Genomic DNA, 20,507 nt, shown 5'->3' on the forward strand with positions numbered 1-20,507 from the left:
CTCACCGGACGATTCGCGGCACCGGGCATAGAATCGCGGCATCATCGGGGCCTTGTCCCGCCGGGGTGCGGCCAGAGACGGAGGCGAAGTGAAGATCGCGATAGCCGGTGGAACCGGCACCGTCGGGAGGCACGTCACCGAGCTGGTCGGCCGGCGCGGCCACGAAAGCGTGGTCATCGCCCGGTCGACCGGTGTCGACCTGCAGTCCGGGGCGGGCCTCGCCGGGGCGCTGGCCGGAGTCGACGTGGTCATCGATGTCGTCAGCATCGCCACCCTGTCCGCCGCCGCTTCGTCACGCTTCTTCGGCGCGACCTCGACCAATCTGCTCCGTGCGGAGGCGAGTTCCGGGCTGCGGCACCACGTGTCGCTCTCGATCGTGAACGCCAGCCGGGTGTCGGCGGGCTACTACGCCGGCAAGACCGTCCAGGAGAACATCGTGACGGCGGGGTCAGTGCCGTGGACCATGCTCAGGGCCACCCAGTTCCACGAGTTCGCAGTCCAGACCCTGCAGCGCTCAACGCGCGCCGGCCTGGCCGTGGTGCCTGTCATGAGAACCCAGCCCGTGGCGGCGCGGGAGGTGGCCGAGCGCCTGGTCGAGCTTGCGCTCGGGTCGCCGCGCGGCCACGTGCCCGATCTCGGTGGCCCGAGGGAGGAGCACCTCCTCGATATGGTGCGCGCCTACGTGAGGGCCAGCCGGCGCCGCATTCGCGTCGTCCAGATCCGTTTGCCGGGCCGAATGGGTACCGCGATGCGCGACGGTTCCCTGCTGCCGGCGGGTAACACCGACCGCGGAACCCAATCCTTCGCCGAGTGGCTCGACAGCGACGTCCGGGCCACGCCGGCCGGCTGATCCGGCTGGTCCGCCGCCGGCGGCGCACTCCTTTTATCCAGAGGTCCTTCTGTCTAGAGATCCTTGCCGAAGCACACGCTGAACTCCCCGCCGACATACTGGCCGAACTGCGGGATCTCGACGTAACCGTGCGCCCGGTAGAAAGCGAGGGCGGCCACGTGCAGCGGTCCGGTTTCGAGCACCATACGACGGATGCCCCCGGCCGAGGCCGCCGACTCCGCCGCCTCGAGTAGCCGGCCGGCGACGCCCTCGCCGCGGGCGTCCGGGTGCACGAACATCCGCTTGAGTTCGGCGGTTGGCGGGGCGGCATCACCGGGGTGGAGCGGAACGACGGCCGCGGTACCGACGGCCGCGCCGGCGGCAGTGCGCGCCACGAAGAACAGCACGCCGGGCGCCTCGAGCTCGTCAACGCTGAGCAGGAAGTTGCTCTCCGGCGGGTACAGGGCTGCGGCGAATTCCCCGCTGAGAGTGAGCAGGGCGTCGACCTCGCTCTGGCGGGGCGCTTCCAGGGTCACGGTCAGTGGCATGGATCGAGCCTAGGACAAAGTGGTCCGTGACTTTTGGGACTCGATCAGGTAACGTAGACAAGTCGGCTCTTGACACCGCGTGTTTTATTGTGTGCGCGGATGGGTTTGTAAGTCAGGATGGGCCGGTTTCCCAGTAATCCGCTGGTGAAAAATCACTGTATGTGAACGGCCCCGGCCATAGACTGCCCGGGTTCTCAGGTTGCGTCGCTGTGCGACGCACTACTGCCATGTACTCAACACAACCCAGAAATACTTCTATGCCTTCTAGCAAGAAGCCGGCCGTCGGCCGCGCAGCCAAGAACTTCGACCCGAGCTACTCCAAGGGCGGCCCCAAGGGCGCACCCAAGGGTGGCAGCAAGAGCCCCGGACACCGCGGATACCGCGCCGACGAGGGTGCCCCCAAGAAGCAGCGTTGGAACGCCGACGAGCGCGCCGCGCGCTCCGGTGAGCGCTCCTCTTCCGACCGTCCCGCCTACGGCGACCGTCCCGCATACGGCAACCGCACCGAGCGTCCGGCCACCGGACAGCGTTCCGAGCGTCCCGCCTACAGCGACCGTGCCCCGCGCACCGACCGTCCTGCCTACAACCAGGACCGCAACAACGACCGCCCGTCGTACAACTCCGACCGTCCCGCCCGTGGCGGCGACCGTCCCTCCTACGGCGACCGTGCCCCGCGCACCGATCGTCCGGCCTACAACAACGACCGCCCGTCGTACAACTCCGACCGTCCCGCCCGTGGCGGCGACCGTCCGTCCTACGGTGACCGTGCCCCGCGCACCGATCGTCCGTCGTACAACAACGACCGCCCGGCTCGTGGCGGCGACCGTCCCTCTTACGGCGACCGTGCCCCGCGCACCGATCGCCCGTCGTACAGCAACGACCGCCCGTCGTACAACAACGACCGTCCGGCCCGCACGGAGCGTCCGTCCTACGGTGACCGTGCCCCGCGCACCGATCGTCCGGCCTACAACAATGATCGTCCGGCCCGTACCGAGCGTCCGTCCTACGGTGACCGTGCCCCGCGCACCGATCGTCCGGCCTACAACAACGACCGTCCCGCCCGCACCGAGCGTCCGTCCTACGGCGACCGTCCGGCCCGCACCGACCGTCCGTCGTACAACAACGACCGTCCGGCCCGTGGCGAGCGTCCCGCGTACAGCAACGACCGTGCGGCCCGCAACGACCGTTCGAACGACGGCGGCCACTCCAGCAACTTCTACCCCGACCGCGACTCCAAGCCCAAGTTCGCCGCCGGCGACGACGTGGTCCTCGAGCGCCTCGAGGCCATCGCCACGACGGCAGAGGATGTTGTCGGCGTGACGTTCGGCGACCTCGGCCTCGGTGGCAACATCGTGCGCGAGCTCGCCCTGCTCGGCGCCCCGTCCCCGTTCCCGATCCAGGCCGCGACCATCCCCGATGTGCTCGCCGGCCGCGACGTGCTCGGCCGTGGCAAGACCGGCTCCGGCAAGACCATCGCGTTCGCCGCTCCCATGATCGAGAAGCTCATGGAGAACAACGGCGCCAAGGACCGCAAGATGGCCCGCAAGCCGCGCGCGCTCATTCTCGCCCCCACCCGCGAGCTGGCCCTGCAGATCGACCGCACCGTGCAGCCCATCGCCCGCAGCGTCGGCCTCTTCACCACCCAGATCTACGGCGGTGTTCCGCAGTACCGCCAGGTCAGCGCCCTCCAGCGCGGCGTGGACATCATCATCGGCACCGCCGGCCGCATCGAGGACCTCGTCGAGCAGGGTCGTCTCGACCTGTCCGAGGTTGTCATCACGGTCCTCGACGAAGCCGACTACATGTGCGACCTGGGCTTCCTCGAGCCGGTTCAGCGCATCCTGCGCCTCACCAAGAAGGGCGGCCAGCGTCTGCTGTTCTCGGCCACCCTCGACAAGGGTGTCGCCTCGCTGGTCAAGGAGTTCCTGACCAACCCGGCCGTGCACGAGGTCGCCGGTGAAGACCAGGCCTCCAGCACGATCGACCACAAGGTCCTCCTCATCGAGCACCGCGACAAGGCCTCCATCATCGGCCAGCTCGTCGACCGCCAGGGCAAGACGCTGATCTTCAGCCGTACCCGTGCGTACGCCGAACAGCTCGCCGACCAGCTCGAAGACGCCGGCGTCAAGGCCACCAGCCTGCACGGCGACCTGAACCAGGCCCGTCGTACCCGCAACCTGCAGATGCTCACCAGCGGCCGGGTCAACGTCCTCGTCGCCACCGACGTCGCCGCCCGCGGCATCCACGTGGATGACATCGACCTGGTCATCCAGGCCGACATGCCCGACGAGTACAAGACCTACCTGCACCGCGCCGGCCGTACCGGCCGCGCCGGCAAGTCCGGTACCGTCGTCACGCTGATCCCCAAGCAGCGTCGTCGTCGCATGGAAGACCTGCTCGACCGGGCCGAGATCGAGTCCAGCTTCACCACGGCCACGCCGGGTGACGCGTCGATCAGCGCTCTGGCGAACCTGTAACACCCAGCACACCCGGCAGGGCATCCGCGTAAGCGGGTGCCCTTTCGTGCGTTAACCAGTCCGCGAACTGTGAGAAAAGCACCTTAACCGGCACATTTTGGGTGCAAAGCTCACAGTTCGCGTGATGCCTGGGGCTAGCGGATGCTGCCGACGGCCTCGAGTACCCGGTCAGAGAACTCAGCCGACAGCGGAGCCGAACCGGCGCTCTCGGCGGCGGCGGCCTGACCCTCGGGGCTGGCCACGTAGCCGAGGTAGGTCGATACCAGTTCGGCCTGGTCGGTGTCGGGGTATTCCTCGCAGGCGATCAGGTAGCTCACCAGCACCAGCGGGTACACGCCAGAGGTCGTGGAGGTCCGGTCGACGTCCACCACCAGGTCGTTGGGGTTGTCCCGCTCCACCAGGGGGGACGCGTCGATGATGGCCGCGGCGGCCTCGGTGGAGTAGTCCACGAACTCGTCGCCCACCTGCAACGCCGCGACGTCCAGGTCGCCCACCCGCGACGCATCCGCGTAGCCGATGGTGTTGTTGCCGTTGGCGACGGCGCTCACGACGCCGGAGTTGCCCTGGGCGCCCTCGCCGGCGTACGGGAACGCGTCAGCGGGTTCGTTCGTCCAGATGTCGGGAACGTTCTGGTACAGGTAGTCGGCGAAGTTCTTCGTGGTGCCCGAGTCGTCCGAGCGGTGCACGGCGGAGATCTGTTCGTCCGGCAGCGTGGCATCGGGATTCAGTGCCGCGAGGGCGGGGTCGTTCCACCGCGTGATCGCACCGGAGAAGATCTTCGCGATTGACGCCGGATCCAGACGCAGTGAGTCCACACCGTCCACGTTGTACACCAGCACCAGCGGCGACACGTAGACGGGCAGGTCGATGGCGGCGGAGCCTGGTGCGCAGGCCGCGAACTCGCCGGCCAGTTCCTCGTCGCTGAGGGCGGAGTCCGACCCGGCGAAGTCGACGCCGCCGCCGATGAACTGTTCCCGGCCCGCTCCGGAACCGGTCGGGTCGTAGTTGATCGTCACGCTGGCGTTGGTCCGCTGGAACTGGGATATCCAGACGTCTTCGGCCGAGGCTTGTGCGCTCGACCCGGCACCGTCGAGGGTGCCGGACAGAGCGCTTGTCTGGTCGCCGGACTCGTTGGCGGCGCAGCCCGATAGGAGCAGAGCGGCCACCGCGACTCCGGTGCCAAAGAACATTGCCGGGTACCTGTTTGTTGCCATCACGGTTCCCATTCTGCCTGACCCGGACTCCGCGTTCCCCTGGGTCCCGCCTGAATGCCTCGTCCTGATAGATTCGATGCACCGTATTAGAGGGAGAACCATGACCACACGCTGGGCGCGCTTTGCCCGTGGGTGGATCGTTGCGGCCTTCTCCACCTTCGTCGCCGCGCTCTCGCACACCGTCGGCGGCGGTGCAGTGCCCGGCCTGCTCGCCGTGGTGGTTTCCCTGGCGTTCGCGGGAATCGTGTCGATAGCCCTTGCGGGGCGCAGCCTCTCCACTTGGCGGCTGACGGTTGCGGTGCTGGTCAGCCAGTTGATCTTCCACGGCCTGTTTTCGTTCGGCGGTTCGGGCGGCCGCCTGGCGGCCACCGATGCGTCGATCACTCACGCGCACGCCGCCGGCCAGTCCGTGCAGCTGATGCCGGCCGCCGGCCCGTCGGAAGCCATGAGCGCCGGCGATCACGGGCTGATGATGACTCTCGCCCACGTCCTCGCCGCGGTGGTGACCGTGGTCGCGCTGCGCTACGGCGAGCGGGCGTTCTGGGGTCTGTTCACCACGGCGACGGTTGCACTGACGGCACTCGTGAAGGTCATCGTCCTCACGCCGATCCCCAACATCCCCCGCAGCATCCCGGCGCAGTCCACCTTCCTGCCGCCGCGCGATCTTCTTGTCCTGCTCAGTCCCATGCGCCATCGTGGCCCGCCGGTGCAGCTCATCGCCTGAGGTTTCCTCACGCCTGGCCCGTACCGCACCTTTTATTTGTCGACCTCAGTGTCGAACCGGTTTCTGCCTGCCCTGAGTTTCTGTGGGCGGCACTCGTTTCGACCAGCCACGATCCCAAGGACTCACCATGAAGCTCTCCACGCCCGTCTTCGCCGCCACCACACTCCTCGGCGCCGGCCTGCTCGCTCTCTCGGCCCCGCTGGCCGCCAGCGCCCACGTTGACGTCGAACCGTCCTCGACCGCCGCCGGCTCCTACAGCCTGCTCACCTTCTCCGTCGGCCACGGCTGCGACGGCTCCTCCACCACCGGCATCACCATCGACATTCCCGACACCATCACGAGCGTCAGCCCGACGGTCAATCCCGGCTGGGACGTCACTCCCTTGACCGACGGCCAGGTCAGCTACGCCGCCCAGACCCCGCTGGCCGACGGGCTGCGCACCACCTTCGTGCTCAGCCTGCAGATTCCCGCCGATGCGGCAGTCGGCGACACCCTCGCCTTCCCCGTGCTGCAGTCCTGTGAGGTCGGCGAGACCGACTGGGCAGAGCCCGTCGTCGAAGGCGAGGCCGAACCGGCGCACCCGGCACCGTCGCTCACCGTCACCGAGGCCAGCGCCGAATCCGGCCACGACCACGGTGCCGCGGAAGAGGTCGACGCCGACGCTGCCATGGCAACCACGCCCGCCGCGACCGATGACATCCTCGCCCGGCTCCTCGGTATCGGCGGCCTCATCGTCGGCGCCGTCGGCCTGGTCGTGGCCGTTGCCGCCCGTCGCAAGAACGCGGCGTAGGCATCCCGATGTCACGCCGTCGCGACAGCCGCCGGACCGCCACGACACTGAGGCGTTCGGCGTTGGCCGGAGTCGCGCTTGTCGTCGCGACGCTGGGCTGGTCCGCCGTCCCGGCGTTCGCGCACAACTACGTCGTCAGCACCTCACCGGAGGCTGGTTCGGTCGTGACCGAACAGCCCGGGGTGGTCACCGTCACCACCAATGACAACCTGCTCGATCTCTCGGGTGAGGGCGCCGGCAGTGCCATGCAGGTCAGCGGGCCGACGGATGCGCCGCGATATTACGGCGACGGGTGCGCCACGGTATCCGGGCCGAACCTTCAAGCCGAGGTGCAACTGGGCCAGCCGGGGGAGTACACGGTGGTGTGGCAGACGGTGTCCACCGATGGACACTCCATCTCGGATTCCTTCACCTTCACCTGGCAGCCCGACGCGAGCCAGGTGCTCGACGAGGGGTCCGCCACGGCACCGACGTGCGCAAGCGCGGGCGCCGGCGCTGCCGCTGCCGACACGGATGCGGCCTCCGACTCTGCCGGCACCGGCGGCACGGCCGTCAGCGGCACCGACCTGCTCTGGATAGGGGGAGCCCTCGTGGCGATCCTCGCCGCGATCGGTCTGACCCTGCTGTTCTTGCGCAAGCGCCCCACCGACTGACACCGCACCCGCACGCCCCGCCGGTCGACGACCGGGCCGGATCCCACCTCCCCAGGAGACGCAGATGGATACCAGATGGGCGCGGCTCGCTCGCGGCTGGGTCACCGCTGTCGTCTCGGTCGTCGTCGCCGCCGTCTCGCATGTCGGAGGCGGCGGCACGCTTCCCGGTTCCCTCGGCGCGGTGCTCGCACTCACCTTCGCAGGGCTGGCCAGTGTGGCCCTGGCCGGCAAGACACTATCCAGGCTGCGGCTGTCGGTGTCCGTGATGGTCAGCCAGTTCGCGTTCCATAGCCTGTTCGGGCTGGGCGCCGGTTCGGCGCCGAGATCTATGACCGGCCCCGGCTCAGGACACCAGCACGGAGCCATGATGGTCGAGATGACCGCGCCGGGCGGCTCTGCCCAGGCAATGAACATCGACACGTCGATGTGGCTCGCACATGCGGTCGCTGCAGTGATCACCATCGTCCTGCTCCGCCGGGGAGAGCGCGCATTCTGGGCGTTGCTGGGCCTGGCCCGCACCGCTCTCGGTGCCGTTTTCCCGCCGTTCGTCCACACGGCCTGCCCCACCTCGGCCGCACCGGTCCGGCTGCGTGTCGCGCTCGGTGACCGTCCGCCGCTTCGGGACCTCGTCGTGCTGCGGGCGGGGCGATCGCTCCGCGGACCGCCGGCGCTGGTCTGACCCCCGACCGGAACAGCCCCGCTGATCCGATAGTCCCGCCGCGGTGGCGTCCTCGTCCCGCGCCGGCCCTCTCCGCCCGCTGCCCGCCGGCCCGGGCGTTGCCTGCCGACGGCATTCGTGTTGTCGACCCAGTCCGGTTCCCGAACGACCCTTGGAGCAGACGCATGTCCAGATTCACCCCATCTCGCCGGGCAGCACTGACACTGTTCGGCCTCCTGGCCGGAGCGCTGATCGTCGCGGCGACCCCCCCTATCGGCGAGCGCACACGACCAGGTGCTGTCCACGGCGCCAGCCTCACAAGAACATCTCGACGTCGCACCCACCGAGGTGAGCATGGTGTTCTCCGACGCCGTACTCGACCTCGGGGCCACGATCCTGATCGTCGATACGGCCGGCACTGACTGGGCGGCGGGCGACGTGCGCATCGACGGGAGCTCGGTCAGTCAGGGCGTGACCGGTGACCTCGCCGACGGGCGCTACCAGGTTCGGTGGCGCGTCGTCTCGGCGGACGGCCATCCGATCTCCGGCACGTTCGATTTCGCGCTCGGCGAGGTGAGCGCTGCCGTACCGGCCGCGTCGGCCTCACCTTCCTCGACGCCGGCACTCCAGGCAGCCACGGACTCCGACGCCGGCCGGAACGCCGTCACCGGCCCGCCATTCATCCTGATCGGACTCGGCGGCGCCGTCGCCGGGTTCCTCATCTTCGTCCTCATCCTCACTCTCAGAAAGAGACCCACCACATGAACACAGCGTTCACCACCAAGACCAAGACCCTGCCCACCATGCTGCTGCTGGCCGTGACCACGCTCTTCGCGGCCACCGGCTGCGCGGCGGCGGCCGAGCCGGCAACGCCCACCGCCAGCGCATCCGCCGCCGATTCGATCACCATCGAGGACGCCTGGGTCAAGGCGGCCGACGACGGCATGTCAGCGGCCTTCGGCACCCTCGAGAACACCGGCGACACCGACATCACAGTGGTCTCCGCCGAGTCCCCGGCCTCGACCATGATCGAGCTGCACGAGACCGTGGAGAACGACTCCGGTGACATGGTTATGCAAGCCAAGAAGGGCGGCTTCGTCATTCCCGCCGGCGCATCCCTCGAGCTGGCCCCCGGCGGCAACCACATCATGTTGATGGGCCTCACCGCGCCGCTGGTCGCCGGGGATGACGCCACCTTCACGCTCACCCTGTCCGACGGGTCCAGCTACGACTTCACCGCCCCGGCGAAGGACTACACCGGAGCGAACGAGACCTACGAAGGCGACATGGACATGGACATGGAATCGGACTCGGCGAACTGATGCGCAACGATCAGCACCCCGCTGATCGTCGGGTCAGCCGGCGGCACCTGCTCCTGGGTGGTGCCGCCGCCGGGCTCGGCGCGGCCGCCTCGGTCGGTGTCGCGGCCGCGGTCACCCAAACCGGCGGCCAGTCACCGGCCGCCGCCGTCGACCTCAACGGAAGTCGCACAGTGCCGTTTTTCGGCGTGCACCAGGCCGGTATCGAGACAGTGCCGCAGGCGCAGGTGACCTACCTCGCCCTCGACCTGCACGACTCCGTCGACGCGGCCGCCGTGAAACGGATGATGCGGATCCTCACCGGGGACGCCGCCCAGCTGACCCAGGGCGAGAGCGCATTGGCGGACTCCGAACCCGAACTCGCGCTCGTGCCGGCCCGGCTCACCGTCACCTTCGGGTTCGGGCCGGGCCTTGTCGCGCGCACTGCCCAGCCGGCACCGGGGTGGCTGCGACCGCTGCCGGCCTTCACCGTCGACCGCCTCGAGGATGCGTGGAGCGGCGGCGACCTGCTCATCCAGATCGCCGCCGACGACCAGCTCACGGTGGCTCACGCCACCCGGATGCTCCTGAAAGACACCAGGTCCTTCGCCAGCCTGCGCTGGACCCAGACGGGCTTTCGCCGGGCGCCGGGCTCGGAGAAGCCGGGCACCACGATGCGCAACCTCTTCGGTCAGGTCGACGGCACCGTCAACCTCATGCCGGGCAGCGCGGACTTCGAGAAGCTGGTCTGGGGTAGCTCGTCGCCGGCCTGGCTCGCCGGCGGCACCAGTCTGGTGCTCAGGCGCATAACGATGGACCTCGACAAGTGGGACAAGCTCGACCGCGGCGGACGGGAGTCCGCCGTCGGCCGCACCCTCGCCGTCGGCGCACCGCTGACGGGCACGAAGGAATCCGACGAACCTGATTTCGCCGCCACCACGGCGATCGGTTTCCCGGTCATCCCCGAGTACTCGCACATCCGCCGCGCCCGCTCGGAGGACCCTGGCGAACGCATCTTCCGCCGCGGCTACAACTATGACGAGCCGCCGGCCGGCGGCTCGGTCTCCAACTCCGGGTTGCTCTTCGTGTCGTTCCAGGCGGATGTCGATGCCCAGTTCGTGCCGATCCAGAAGCGCCTCGACGCCCTCGACCTGCTCAATGAGTGGATCACCCCGATCGGCTCCGCCGTCTTTGCCATCCCGCCCGGTTGCACCAGCTCCGGCTACATCGGCGACACCCTCATCTAACCCTCTCCGCAACCCCAAGGACACCTGATGACCACCATCCTCATCACCGAAGACACTCCGCCGCCCACCCCGGACCAGCCGGGAACCCCGCCACGGAAGCAACCCTGGTTCGGGGCCTTCCTTCTGCGCCTGCACTTCTATGCGGGCATCCTGATCGGCCCGTTCATTCTCGTCGCCGCGCTCAGCGGCGCGCTCTACGCGGCCACGCCACAGCTCGAACAGGTGATCTACGCGCACGAACTGCGCGCGCCGGAGTCTGCCACCACCCTGCCCCTGGCCGACCAGATCGACGCTGCCCAGGCCGTGGTCGGCGACGAGGGTGCCCTCGTGGCCGTGCGCCCGGCACCGAACAACGGCGACACCACCCGGGTCATGTTCACCGGCGACGGGCTCGGCGAGAGCGAGACCCGCGCCATCTTCGTCGACCCCGCCACCGCAGAAGTCCGGGGCGACCTCACCGCATACGGCACCAGCGGGGTCCTGCCGCTGCGCACCTGGATCGACCAGTTCCACCGCAATCTGCACCTGGGCGACATCGGCCGCCTCTACAGTGAACTCGCCGCCAGCTGGCTCGGCGTGGTGGTTCTGGCGGGCGGGGCAATGTGGGTCATCCGCATCCGCAAGGTGCGGGCCAAGAAAGACCTGCTACGCCCCAACAACTCAGTCCCCGGCTACCGGCGCCTGTTCAGCTGGCATGCCTCGACCGGCATATGGCTCCTGGTTGGCGCCCTGTTCCTTTCGGCCACTGGCATCACCTGGTCGCAGTACGCCGGAGCGAACGTGTCGGAGCTGCGTGCGGCCTTCAACCTCGGCACCCCGTCGATCTCGACGGACCTCGGCGAGGCGGCCGCCGCGCCCACCGATGAGCACGCGGGGCACGGCACCGCCTCGGCGTCCACGGCCGCCATCGAGCCGGCGACCTTCGACGCCGTCCTCGCCGTCTCCCAGACCGTGAACGTGAACACCGGGTTGGTGGAGATCCGGCCGCCTGCCGCCGCGGGCCAGGCCTGGGTGGTGCAGGAGATCCAGCGCAGCTTCCCCACCGAGGTGGACTCGGTTGCCGTGGACGGTGCGACCCTCCAGGTCACCGACAGGGTCGACTTCGCCGACTTCAACCTGGCCGCCAAGCTCACCCGCTGGGGCATCGACACCCACATGGGCACCATGTTCGGCCTGGCCAACCAGCTCGTTCTCCTGGCCACGGCCCTCGGCCTGGCCGCGATGGTGAGCTGGGGGTACCTGATGTGGTGGAAGCGTCGCCCCACCCGCGGCGGGGCGAAAATGGGCCGGCCCGCTCCGGCCGGCGCTCTCGCCGGTGCCCCCTGGTGGGGTGTGCTGGCGGTGATGGCCGGCGCACTCGTGGTGGGCCTGTTCTTCCCGCTGGTGGGCATCAGCCTGCTGGTCTTCATCGTGGTCGACGCGGTGTTGAGCCTGCGCACTCCTCGGAGCACCCCGAACTGACCCCAACCCCACCCAGCACCATCTCGCGCCCATCTCGCGAAAGCGGCGCAACGGTCACCTCAGCGCACTGAGGCAACCACATCACCGCTTTCGCGAGAGCGGCGTTCCGCGAAAGCGGTGCAATGGTTGCTTCCCCGTCGGGAGGTGACCACTTCACCGCTTTCGCGGGTCGGACCGACCGCGGGTTCCGTCCACAATTCCCGCCGAGCCCGGCGGGGTCGGCGGGCGCGGGTAGAGTTGGCGGGTGAGTTGGAACGCCGAGATACCGTGGGATCCTGACGAGTTCGAGCCACCGGACGACTTCGATGCCCCACCGCCCCCCGACCCTCACGGTCAGGGCGGCTCCGCTCTGCCCACCACCCGGCAGGGAGCATCCGCCCCCGCCGGTGCCGGCCCGGTCGACTTCGGCGACTACGCCCCGCCCGCCGGAGGCGCCACGTTGCTCGCCCCGCCGCCGCCCAAGCGCGCGACCGCCAAGTTCGCAACCGCCGCCGAGGCCCTGCACACCGTCTTCGGCTACGACTCGTTCCGTGGCGAGCAGGCGCAGATCATCGACCAGCTCATCGGCGGCGGCGACGCCGTCGTGCTGATGCCCACCGGTGGCGGCAAGAGCCTCTGCTACCAGATCCCGTCGCTCGTTCGCGAGGGCACCGGCATCGTCATCTCCCCGCTGATCGCGCTCATGCAAGACCAGGTGGATGCGCTCACCCTCGTCGGCGTGCGCGCCGCGTTCCTCAATTCCAGCCAGGACTCCGCCGCGCGCAGCCAGGTCGAACGGGACTACCTCGCCGGCAACCTCGACCTGCTCTACGTCGCCCCCGAGCGGCTGAGCAACGAGGCCACCAAACGGTTCCTCGATCGCGGCACCATCGCCCTGTTCGCCATCGACGAGGCGCACTGTGTCTCCCAGTGGGGCCACGACTTCCGCCCCGACTACCTCGCGCTATCCGAGCTCGCCGACCGCTGGCCCGACGTGCCGCGCATCGCGCTCACCGCCACGGCCACCGATGCCACCCACAAGGAACTCACCGAGCGCCTGCAGATGGGTGAAGCGCAGCACTTCGTCGCCAGCTTCGACCGGCCCAACATCCAGTACCGCATCGTCGGCAAGAACGAGCCGCGCAAGCAGCTGCTCAGCTTCATCAAGACTGAGCACCCCACCGACGCCGGCATCGTCTACGCGCTCAGCCGCAAGACCGTCGAGCAGACCGCGGAGTTCCTGCGCGCCAACGGCCTGAACGCCTACCCGTACCACGCGGGCCTCGACCAGGGTCTGCGCGCCCGCACGCAGTCCAGGTTCCTCCGCGAGGAGGGCGTCATCATCGTCGCCACCATCGCGTTCGGCATGGGCATCGACAAGCCGGATGTGCGCTTCGTCGCCCACATCGACCTGCCCAAGTCCGTGGAGGGCTACTACCAGGAGACCGGCCGCGCCGGCCGTGACGGGCTGCCGTCCACCGGATGGCTGGCCTACGGCCTGCAGGACGTCGTGCAGCAGCGTCGCATGATCGACGAGTCGCCCGGCGACCTGGCGCACCGGCGCAAGATGAGCGCCCACCTCGACGCCATGCTCGCCCTCTGCGAGACCGTGCACTGCCGCCGGGTCAACCTGCTGCGCTACTTCGGCCAGCCCAGCGAGCCCTGCGGCAACTGCGACACCTGCCTCACCCCGCCCGAGGCCTGGGATGGCACCGTGCCCGCCCAGAAGCTGCTCTCCACGATCGTGCGCCTGCTGCGCGAGCGCAACCAGCGTTTCGGCGCCGGCCAGCTCATCGACATCCTGCGCGGCAAGACCACCCCGCGCACCACCCAGCACAGCCACGACCAGCTCGCCACCTGGGGCATCGGCTCCGATCTCACCGACCAGCAGTGGCGTGGTGTGGTGCGGCAGCTGCTCGCCCAGGGCTTCATCGCCACCTCCGGCGAATACGGCACCCTGATCCTCACCGAGGCGGCCGCCGAGGTGCTCGCCGGCAACCGTGCCGTGCAGCTGCGCAGCGAACCCGACCGGCCCGTCAAGCGCACCCCCGCCGCCCGCGCCGCCACCGCCAAGGCCGGCCTCGCCGAGCTCAGCCCCGAGCAGGAAACACTGTTCCAGGCCCTGCGCGCCTGGCGCAGCACCACCTCCCGAGAGCAGGGCGTTCCCGCCTATGTCGTCTTCGGCGATGCCACCCTGGTGGCCGTCGCGGCGGCGAAGCCGCGCACCCTGGCCGACCTCGACGGCATCACCGGTGTCGGCGCCAAGAAGCTCGAGTCCTACGGTGAGGCCCTGCTCGAGGTCGTCGCCGCGAACGCCTGACCTGGCCCGATCGTCCGACTCGGGGTGTGTTTCTCAGGAGATAGTGAGTCTTCTGGGACACGATTCGCAAAAAGCATCCCCGTAATCTCACGATGTCCTGTGATGCTTCCGAGCGAGACTTTGTCGCCCATCGCAGGTGAACGCACCGTCGACTTGTAGAAGAGCTACAGTCCGAGGCCGCGGCGCCGCACCCGCCTTTGTAGCCCCGTCACGCACTATTTCCGTAGCAGAGCGGCTCGACCTAACGTGGTCGAACACTCCCCAGCCGCGCGTAGACGTAAGGACCAATGATGGTTGACACTGCCCAGCGCCCCACTCCCCGGCCCGCAGCGGTCGACACCGATACCGGGCCCGTCCGGGTCGCGGGGGACCCGGATGCCCCGCGCATCGACCTGCCCGCACTGCAGCACACCCTGCTCGGCACCTGGGCCGACGTGCGCCTGAAGGCCCGCGAGCTCACCGCCCGTCCCGACCTGCAGCGCATCGAGGGCCAGTCCATGGCCGACCACCGCTTGCGGGTCCTGGGGCAACTCAAGATCCTCGCCGAGAACGGCCATGTGCATCGCGCATTCCCGAGCTCGCTGGGCGGCTCAGACGACCACGGCGGCAACATCGCCGGCTTCGAGGAGCTCGTCACGGCCGACCCGAGCCTGCAGATCAAGGCCGGTGTGCAGTGGGGCCTCTTCGGCGCCGCGGTGCTGCATCTGGGCACCACCGTGCACCACGAGAAGTGGCTGCCCGGCATCATGACGCTCGACGTACCCGGTGTTTTCGCGATGACCGAGACCGGCCACGGGTCGGATGTCGCCGCCATCGGCACCACCGCGACCTACGACGTAGAGGCGGGCGACTTCGTTCTGCACACCCCGTTCCGGGCCGCCTGGAAGGACTACCTCGGCAACGCCGCCAACGATGGTATCGCCGCCGTGGTCTTCGCCCAGCTGATCAGCCTCGGCGTCAACCACGGCGTGCACGCCTTCTACGTTCCCCTTCGGGGCGAGTCCGGCGCCTTCCTGCCCGGCATCGGCGGCGAGGACGACGGCCTCAAGGGCGGTCTGAACGGCATCGACAACGGTCGGCTGCACTTCGACCAGGTGCGCGTCCCGCGCACCAACCTCCTCAACCGGTACGGCGATGTCGCCGCTGACGGCAGCTACACGAGCCCGATCGGCAGCCCCGGTCGGCGCTTCTTCACCATGCTCGGCACCCTCGTGCAGGGCCGGGTGTCCCTCGACGGGGCCGCCACCCAAGCCTCAGCGCTCGCGCTCACCATCGCCATCCGTTATGGCAGCGAACGCCGCCAGTTCACGGCCGGCAGCGACACCGATGAGGAGGTCATCCTCGACTACCAGCGGCACCAGCGCCGGCTCATCCCGCGTCTGGCCACCGCCTACGCGCAGACCTTCGCGCACGACGAGTTCCTGGTCAAGTTCGACCAGGTGTTCAGCGGCGCCGCGGCCACGGATGTCGACAGGCAGGACCTGGAGACCCTCGCGGCGGCGCTCAAACCGCTGTCCACCTGGAACGCCCTGGACACCCTCCAGGAGGCCCGCGAGGCCTGCGGCGGCGCCGGATTCCTCGCCGAGAACCGGCTGGTGGGCCTCCGCGCCGACCTGGACGTGTACGCCACCTTCGAGGGCGACAACAACGTGCTGCTGCAATTGGTGGCCAAGCGGCTGCTCACCGACTACAACCGCAAGTTCGCCGGCGCGGACGCCGGGGCCCTGGCGCGGTACGTCGTGCAGCAGACCGCCGGCCGGGCCTACCACGGTTCGGGCCTGCGACGCCTGGGCCAGTCGGTCGCCGACCTCGGCTCCACGGCCCGCAGCGTCGGGCAGCTGCGCGAGACAGCCACCCAGCGTGCCCTCCTCACCGACAGGGTCGAGACCATGATCGGCGGTATCGCCCAGTCGCTGCGAAACGCCAACAAGCTGCCCAAGAAGGAAGCGGCGGACCTGTTCAACTCGCACCAGAACGAGTTGATCGAGGCGGCCCGCGCCCACGCGGAGCTGCTGCAGTGGGAGGCATTCACCCGTGCGGTGGAAACCACCACGCACGTGGGCACCCGGCAGGTGCTCACCTGGCTGCGTGACCTGTTCGGGCTGCGGCTCATCGAGGAGCACGCGGCCTGGTACCTCATCAACGGGCGGCTCTCCGGCAAGCGGGCGCTGGCGGTCACCGCGTACATCGACCGCATCATCGCCCGGCTGCGACCGCACGCGCTCGACCTCGTCAACGCGTTCGGCTACGCCCCCGAACACCTCCGGGCAGCTATCGCCACCGGCGCCGAGCGCGAACGCCAGGTCGAGGCCCGCCAGTACTACCGCGACCAGCGCGCCGCCGGCAGCGCCCCCGTTCCCGAGAAGCCGGCCCGCCGCCCCTGACCCGTCTCGCGCCTGATTGTGTGCACCCACCCCCTGGATTCTGGGGTGGGTCGGACGAGAGGATGAGGCCGGAAGCGGCAAAACCATCCGCTCGACGGATGCTGCGCCCAGCCGGTGCCTCTACTCTCGTCTGTGGGGGACGATGCGGCATGCATCTTTCCCGCAGACGATGGGAAGAGGAACCGGATGATTCAGGCACAGTCCCTGACCAAACGCTACGGAAGAAAGACCGCCGTCGATGCCGTCGACTTCACCGTGCAGCCGGGTCGGGTGACCGGGTTCCTGGGCCCGAACGGTGCAGGCAAATCCACCACCATGCGCATGATCGTCGGCCTCGACCGGCCCAGCCACGGCTCGGTCACCGTGAACGGCAAAATGTACCGCGAGCACAAGGCCCCCCTGCGTGAGGTCGGTGTGCTGCTCGACGCCAAGGCCATCCACACCGGCCGCAGCGCCTACAACCACCTGCTCGCCATGGCGGCCACCCACTCGATCCCGGCCAGCCGGGTGAAGGAGGTCATCGAGCTCACCGGCCTCGAATCCGTCGCCCGCAAGCGCGTCGGCGGGTTCTCGCTCGGCATGGGCCAGCGCCTCGGTATCGCCGCGGCCCTGCTCGGTGACCCGGCCACCCTGATCCTCGACGAACCCGTCAACGGACTCGACCCCGAGGGTGTGCAGTGGGTGCGCAATCTGGTGCGTCACCTCGCCGGCGAAGGCCGCACCATCCTGCTGTCCTCGCACCTCATGAGCGAAATGGCCGTCACCGCCGACCATCTCATCGTGCTCGGCCGCGGCCGGGTCATCGCTGATGCCCCGGTCGCCGACCTCATCGGCGCCGCCACCCGCAAGGCCGTGCGGGTACGTACGCCGTACGCCCCGGAACTGGCCGCGCTGTTCCCCGGCCCCGACGTCAGCGTGACTCGCTCCGAGAACGACCTGCTCGAGATCGTGGGCCTGTCCGCAGCCGAGATCGGCAATCAGGCCGCCCGCGCCGGCATCGCGCTGCACGAACTCACCCCCATCAGCGCGTCCCTCGAGGAGGCCTACATGGCCCTCACCCAGAATGACGTCGAATACCGCACAGGCGGTTCGGCCGATGACCCCGCCGCTGAGCACCGCACGGCCGACCTCCAGGAGAGTGTCCGATGACCACGACAGTGGCTTCCACCGCACCAGCCGCCACCCCCACCTTCGTGGCCTCCGGTTCCGCCCTCAGCCTCGCCGGCCTGCTGCGCTCCGAGTGGATCAAACTCCGTTCTGTGCGCTCCACCATCTGGTCCTACGCCACGGTCATCGTGATCTCGCTCCTCCTGGCGCTGCTGATGTCGAGCACCCTCACCCTCGATGGCAGGCAGGTCGCCGCGTCCGATCAGGCGAGCTGGATGATCCAGGTCTCCACGTTCGGGATCATCTTCGGCCAGCTCATCGTCGCCGTGCTCGGCGTGCTCTCGATCAGCGGGGAATACAGCACGGGCATGGTGCGGTCCAGCCTCACCGCGGTTCCCCGCCGACTGCCTGTGCTGGCCGCCAAGGCCATCGTGTTGTTCGTCTGCACCTACATCATCGGACTGGTCAGCATTGTCGGCTCGTACCTGGTGGCCACGCCCATCATGGCCGGCAAGGGTATCTCGGCCAGTCTGACCGATCCGGACCTGTTCCTTCCGCTGATGAGCGCCGCGCTGTATCTCTCACTGGTGGCGGTCTTCAGTCTCGGCCTCGGCACGATCCTGCGCAGCAGCGCGGGCGGTATCGCCGCCGCGCTCGGTGTCATCCTGCTGCTGCCCACGGTGTTGCAGCTCATTCCGGCGGAATGGGTGGCGGACATGATGCCCTACATCCTCTCCAATGCGGGTACGGACAGCTTCGCCATGACCGGCACGATGGAGCCGTGGCAGAACATCCTCATCGTGCTCGGATGGGTAGCCGTCTCGCTCGCAGGTGCGGCGGTGCTGCTCAAACGTCGGGACGCCTGAGCCGCAGCGGTTGCTTGTGGCGCACACCCCGTCGGATGTGCGCCGCGAGCCTCGAGTCACGCCCCCGGCCCGGGCCGTAGGCTCGAAGCATGAGAGAGTTCTACCCCGAGATCGAACCGTACGACACCGGCATGCTCGACGTCGGCGACGGCCATACCCTCTACTATGAGGTCTCCGGCAACCCGGACGGCAAGCCGGCGGTGTACCTGCACGGCGGCCCCGGCGGCGCGTCCAGCCCCACCCAGCGGAGGGTGTTCGACCCGGAGAAGTACCGCATCGTGCTCTTCGACCAGCGCGGCTGCGGCCGAAGCACCCCGCACGCCAGCGAACCGGATGCGGACCTGTCGAGCAACACGACCTGGCACCTGGTCGCCGATATCGAGCGTCTCCGCGAGCACCTCGGCATCGACCGCTGGCTGGTCTGCGGCGGCTCCTGGGGCAGCTCGCTGGGACTGGCCTACGCCGAGACGCACCCCGAGAAGGTCACCGAACTCGTGCTGCGGGGCATCTTCACCCTGCGCCCCATCGAGCTGGACTGGTTCTACGAGGGCGGCGCCGCGGCGATCTACCCCGACCTCTGGGAGGGCTTCATCGCCCCCGTCCCGGTCGACCAGCGCGGTCGCCTGATCGAGGCGTACAGCCGGCTGCTGCACGATCCCGACCAGTCCGTGCGGGAACGCGCCGGCGTCGCCTGGTCCACTTGGGAATCCTCCACCATCACACTGCTGCAGCAGCCGGAGACCATCGAGAGGTTCACCGAGCCGTCCTTCGCCGTGGCGTTCGCGCGAATTGAAAACCACTACTTCATGAACAAGGGGTGGTTCGAGCCGGAACAGCTGATCCGGGACGCGTCCAAGCTCACGGACATTCCCGGCGTCATCGTGCAGGGCCGCTACGACATGTGTACGCCGGCATTCACCGCCTGGGCGCTGCACCAGGCCTGGCCGGAGGCCGACTTCCAGATGATTCCGGATGCCGGCCACTCGTTCGAAGAGCCCGGCATCCGCGCCGCGTTGCTCGACGCGACGGACCGCTTCGCCGGCTAGCCACGCCGGGATCTGGGCGGCCCGTGTTGTCTGGCCGCCCTTGGCAGCAGGCCGGGACCGTGCCTAAATGGCAGGACCAGCGCACCGACAGGTTCGCTGATCCCGAAACGTCCCGAGCGGTAGGAACCCGACTATGCGCCCAGCCGATGCCCGCAGCGCTGGCGCGCGCGGACGGCAGCGGTGGCAGGGGATCGGTGTGCTGGGCGTCAGCGGAGTCGCCATCGCCCTCTTCGTCGCGTCGCTGTCGCTGACGGCAGGCGGCACGTCCGCCGAGGCCGGTGCCACGGCCGTGACCAGGCTGGGCTCTCTGGCGCTCAGCGAGTCCGGGGCAGCAGAGCCGCCAGACCCGCTCGGACCGGATGAGTCGGCCTCGGTGACGGCCGGTGCCGAGCCTGAGGCGCTGGAGCCGTTCGCGGCGGAATCTCCGCTGGTGGAGCTCCCATCGGTTCCGCTGACCGAGCAGGTCGCTCCCGTGCCCGGGCTGGTCTTCACGATCGGCGCAGTCCGATCCGTCGACGTCATCGACCCTGGCGAGGGCGAGGGCGAGGGTGTTGCCGTGGCGCCGGCGCTGCGCCTGTCCGTGACCCTGCGGAACGACACGAACGACACGGTGTCCCTGGAGTCCACGGCCGTGAGCCTCTACGCGGGGACCCAGCTGCTGCCGATGACCGCCCTGCCCGAGTCGCGCGGCGGCATGCTGCCCGAGTGGGTCCCCGCCGGGGCCACGGTCACGGGCCTGTACCTGTTCGCCGTGCCGGCCGAGGACCGGTCGTCGGTACGGGTTGTTGTTGACTATGCGGTCGGCGCGCCGCGGGTCGTGTTCGCGGGTACGGTGCCCCGCTAGGACGCGCAGCGGCCACCCATAGCCTGTACCCGACGCGCGGGGGACCTCTCGATTGGGCATGC

The 20,507-nt window shown here is 69.1% G+C and carries 18 protein-coding genes; 16 read left to right on the plus strand and 2 right to left on the minus strand.

Features of this window, described 5'->3' with window-relative positions:
* Nucleotides 1–88 precede the first annotated feature (88 nt).
* Entirely contained in the window at nt 89–850 is a 762-nt protein-coding gene (locus E3T61_RS18925) for an SDR family oxidoreductase (protein WP_134642402.1), read from the plus strand.
* A 53-nt stretch (nt 851–903) separates the two neighbouring features.
* Here E3T61_RS18925 and E3T61_RS18930 read toward each other — a convergent pair whose 3' ends face one another.
* Complete coding sequence (locus tag E3T61_RS18930) at nt 904–1,377, minus strand: GNAT family N-acetyltransferase (protein WP_134642403.1); 474 nt, start codon at nt 1,375–1,377, stop codon at nt 904–906.
* Between the two features lie 257 nt (nt 1,378–1,634).
* On the opposite strand from E3T61_RS18930, the gene E3T61_RS18935 reads away from it, so the two are divergent.
* Entirely contained in the window at nt 1,635–3,854 is a 2,220-nt protein-coding gene (locus E3T61_RS18935) for a DEAD/DEAH box helicase (RefSeq protein ID WP_134642404.1), read from the plus strand.
* Nucleotides 3,855–3,988: 134 nt separating this feature from the next.
* Here E3T61_RS18935 and pstS read toward each other — a convergent pair whose 3' ends face one another.
* Nucleotides 3,989–5,068 (minus strand): phosphate ABC transporter substrate-binding protein PstS, encoded by a 1,080-nt coding sequence (pstS, locus tag E3T61_RS18940; RefSeq protein WP_241992685.1) that lies wholly within the window; start codon nt 5,066–5,068, stop codon nt 3,989–3,991.
* Between the two features lie 100 nt (nt 5,069–5,168).
* Here pstS and E3T61_RS18945 point away from each other — a divergent pair, with 100 nt between their 5' ends.
* The 14 genes from E3T61_RS18945 to E3T61_RS19010 all read left to right on the plus strand — a co-directional run bounded on the left by E3T61_RS18945 (nt 5,169) and on the right by E3T61_RS19010 (nt 20,445).
* Entirely contained in the window at nt 5,169–5,792 is a 624-nt protein-coding gene (locus E3T61_RS18945) for a hypothetical protein (protein WP_134642405.1), read from the plus strand.
* Nucleotides 5,793–5,919: 127 nt separating this feature from the next.
* The gene (locus E3T61_RS18950) at nt 5,920–6,582 is read left to right on the plus strand and encodes a YcnI family copper-binding membrane protein (RefSeq protein WP_134642406.1); all 663 of its coding nucleotides are present in this window, start codon (nt 5,920–5,922) and stop codon (nt 6,580–6,582) included.
* Nucleotides 6,583–6,590: 8 nt separating this feature from the next.
* A complete protein-coding gene (locus E3T61_RS18955) occupies nt 6,591–7,235 on the plus strand; it encodes a copper resistance CopC family protein (protein ID WP_134642407.1) in 645 nt (214 codons plus the stop codon).
* A gap of 64 nt (nt 7,236–7,299) precedes the next feature.
* The gene (locus tag E3T61_RS18960) at nt 7,300–7,914 is read left to right on the plus strand and encodes a hypothetical protein (RefSeq protein WP_134642408.1); all 615 of its coding nucleotides are present in this window, start codon (nt 7,300–7,302) and stop codon (nt 7,912–7,914) included.
* 273 nt (nt 7,915–8,187) lie between these two features.
* The gene (locus tag E3T61_RS18965) at nt 8,188–8,658 is read left to right on the plus strand and encodes a copper resistance CopC family protein (protein WP_134642409.1); all 471 of its coding nucleotides are present in this window, start codon (nt 8,188–8,190) and stop codon (nt 8,656–8,658) included.
* Nucleotides 8,655–9,215 (plus strand): copper chaperone PCu(A)C, encoded by a 561-nt coding sequence (locus E3T61_RS18970; RefSeq protein ID WP_241992686.1) that lies wholly within the window; start codon nt 8,655–8,657, stop codon nt 9,213–9,215. Before E3T61_RS18965 ends, E3T61_RS18970 begins: the two co-directional genes overlap by 4 nt.
* Nucleotides 9,215–10,438 (plus strand): Dyp-type peroxidase, encoded by a 1,224-nt coding sequence (locus tag E3T61_RS18975; RefSeq protein WP_134642410.1) that lies wholly within the window; start codon nt 9,215–9,217, stop codon nt 10,436–10,438. The genes E3T61_RS18970 and E3T61_RS18975 overlap by 1 nt, the downstream gene beginning before the upstream one ends.
* A 27-nt stretch (nt 10,439–10,465) precedes the next feature.
* Nucleotides 10,466–11,899 carry a PepSY-associated TM helix domain-containing protein gene (locus E3T61_RS18980; RefSeq protein WP_134642411.1) on the plus strand — a complete coding sequence of 478 codons (1,434 nt, stop codon included), beginning with the start codon at nt 10,466–10,468 and terminating at the stop codon, nt 11,897–11,899.
* Between the two features lie 244 nt (nt 11,900–12,143).
* Nucleotides 12,144–14,198, plus strand: a complete 2,055-nt coding sequence (recQ, locus tag E3T61_RS18985; RefSeq protein ID WP_198418730.1) for a DNA helicase RecQ — start codon at nt 12,144–12,146, stop codon at nt 14,196–14,198.
* Between the two features lie 290 nt (nt 14,199–14,488).
* Nucleotides 14,489–16,582 (plus strand): acyl-CoA dehydrogenase family protein, encoded by a 2,094-nt coding sequence (locus E3T61_RS18990; RefSeq protein ID WP_134642412.1) that lies wholly within the window; start codon nt 14,489–14,491, stop codon nt 16,580–16,582.
* A 186-nt stretch (nt 16,583–16,768) separates the two neighbouring features.
* Nucleotides 16,769–17,731 carry an ABC transporter ATP-binding protein gene (locus E3T61_RS18995; RefSeq protein WP_134642413.1) on the plus strand — a complete coding sequence of 321 codons (963 nt, stop codon included), beginning with the start codon at nt 16,769–16,771 and terminating at the stop codon, nt 17,729–17,731.
* Nucleotides 17,728–18,555, plus strand: a complete 828-nt coding sequence (locus E3T61_RS19000) for an ABC transporter permease subunit (RefSeq protein WP_134642414.1) — start codon at nt 17,728–17,730, stop codon at nt 18,553–18,555. The genes E3T61_RS18995 and E3T61_RS19000 overlap by 4 nt, the downstream gene beginning before the upstream one ends.
* Nucleotides 18,556–18,644: 89 nt before the next feature.
* Nucleotides 18,645–19,601: a prolyl aminopeptidase gene (gene pip, locus E3T61_RS19005; protein WP_134642415.1), complete on the plus strand. Its 957-nt coding sequence runs from the start codon at nt 18,645–18,647 to the stop codon at nt 19,599–19,601.
* A 133-nt stretch (nt 19,602–19,734) separates the two neighbouring features.
* A complete protein-coding gene (locus E3T61_RS19010; RefSeq protein WP_134642416.1) occupies nt 19,735–20,445 on the plus strand; it encodes a hypothetical protein in 711 nt (236 codons plus the stop codon).
* Nucleotides 20,446–20,507: the final 62 nt, after the last annotated feature.

This window comes from Cryobacterium lactosi (assembly GCF_004403945.1).
Taxonomy (GTDB): Bacteria; Actinomycetota; Actinomycetes; order Actinomycetales; family Microbacteriaceae; genus Cryobacterium; species Cryobacterium lactosi.